Raw genomic sequence first — 1,971 nt, forward strand, 5'->3', positions numbered from 1 at the left:
ACCTCGTCGCTCAGGTCGCAGCCCCCGAGCTCGGCCAGGAAGGCTTCGCAGAGCTCCCTCCCCTCGCCGCTCACCCCGGTGAAGCTGGCGACAACGAGCTTACCCTCAACCCCCAGCCTCTCTCTAACCTCCTCGCGTGGTGGAAGCTCATCGGGCCACACGGGCGGGGAGGGGCCGACGAACCTGGCGCGGGGGAGCAGCGTCTCGACCATTGCGTTCGCTCGTGCTACAGTGTAGGGGGGCGGGTAATCGGGGATCAGGATCTCGTCGGCGAGCAGCCAGAGCTTGCCCAAGAGGCGGAGCAGCCCCTCCTCCGCCAGGTACTTCGCGCTGAGCTTCACCCGCGTCGGCTTCTTCACGGGTATTATCACTCTGAGCTGGTGTATCACGAGAACCGCCGGAACCCCCAGCGCCTTCGCCGCCAAGAGGGACGAGAGCCTGCTGTCCGAGACGACGACGTCCGGCTCCAGGGTCCCTATGTAGTAGAGCTCGTCGCCGACCTGGCGCGCGAACCGGTACAGGTTCAGGGGCCCCTTCGCTATGGTCCTCCTCACGTCAATGTCGCCCTGCTCATCGACCTCGTAGCCTACGGGCCTCGTCCTGAGGCAGCGGTAGCCGCTGCGCTCGATCATATCGGCCGCCCTGCCGTAGGAGGAGAAGACGACATCTACGCCGGCCTGCCTGAGCCTCCTTGCCACTGATAGCATTCGACCCGCGTGGCCCAAGCCCATCCCGCAGGGTGCGAGGTAGGCCAGCACGGGGGGAGCCACCGCGGCTGCTAGACGCTGAGCACCCGCTCCACCACTTCACCCTCCGGGTACACTTCGGCGAAGATCCTAGCCGTGAACGTGTAGACCTTGATCCTCGTCGTTCTCCAAGCGTCCGGGGGGAGCCCGGCCTTAATGCAGGCGTTCTCCAGGAATTCCTCAGCGTTCCACTCGTACTCGACGGGGACCTGCGGGAGGAGGAGGCCCCTCAGCACCCCCTTCTCGATGATGACCCCGTCGCGCCCCACCTTGATCTTCTCGAGCAGCTCCTCCGGCTTCGAGTACTGGACGAGCTGGGGCGGCGAGAGGACGCTAACCTCGAAAACCACGCTTTTCAGCTCGTCGGGCGTCATCGGCTCGAACCTGGGGTCCTCCGTCGCAGCGGCTATGGCAGCCTCGATCGTCGCCTCGGCCAGCGGTAGGACGGGCTCGGGGAAGCCGATGCACCCCCTCAGCGTCCTCCTGGGGATGCCCGTAGCGTCCCGAGCGATCTTCTCGATTGTGACGAAGACCCCCGCCTTCTCGGCGAGCCTCTCGGGGCAGCCCTCCGGGGGCTCGATCCTCACGAACTCGGTGAGGTACTTCACCACCGCCTCCCTCGCCAGCTTGACGAGGAACTCTCCATCCTCCTTCGTAAGGCTTGCCAGGTCTAGAGCCACAGTCAACCCGGAGGGGCGGGGCTAAAAGCGTTGCCTCACGTTCCCCAGGAACTCCCTCATCCTCCTGAGGTGGCTCCCGGGCCAGTAGACCTGGCCGCAGCGCTCGCAAACCAGGAAGAGCTCGTAGCGCTCCGCCACCCCCTCCGGCAGCCTGCCCTCAACCTCGCTCCGCGAAGCAGCCCTCAGCCTGCCGTTGCAGCGGGGGCACCTGGTGTCGCTGAGATCCACCTCGAGCCTCACGCCGAACCTCCTGCTCAGCTCAGCGAGCGCGCCGCCCAGCTCGACTCCACCGAGGTATACGGCTTTCACCCCCTCCGCCTCCGCCAGCTCGGCTAGGCGGCGATCCCTGGTCACGAGGACCGCGTTGTGATCCCGCGCGACCCTCAGCAGATCCTCGTCCCTGGCGTACGGCTCGTAGAACGTGCTCCTCCCGAGTATGCGGAGCCACTTCGCCAGGTCGCCCAGCATCGCGTCGACGACGAACTCGTAGCGCTCCAAGTCACCGCACCCTCTGCAGCCACAACTCGGCGCTCGCCACGAGGGCC

The 1,971-nt window shown here is 66.4% G+C and carries 3 protein-coding genes; all 3 read right to left on the minus strand.

What is annotated here, in order from left to right; all coding sequences use genetic code 11:
- On the minus strand, positions 1-758 hold a 758-nt coding region (locus QXF46_02530), incomplete at its 3' end, for a hypothetical protein (GenBank protein MEM0225733.1).
- A 20-nt stretch (positions 759-778) separates the two neighbouring features.
- Positions 779-1,426 (minus strand): TIGR00296 family protein, encoded by a 648-nt coding sequence (locus QXF46_02535; GenBank protein MEM0225734.1) that lies wholly within the window; start codon positions 1,424-1,426, stop codon positions 779-781.
- 21 nt (positions 1,427-1,447) lie between these two features.
- The coding region (locus tag QXF46_02540) for a Mut7-C RNAse domain-containing protein (GenBank protein ID MEM0225735.1) at positions 1,448-1,971 on the minus strand (524 nt) is incomplete at its 5' end.

It is taken from the genome of Thermofilaceae archaeon (assembly GCA_038731975.1).
Taxonomy (GTDB): Archaea; Thermoproteota; Thermoprotei; order Thermofilales; family Thermofilaceae; genus JANXEW01.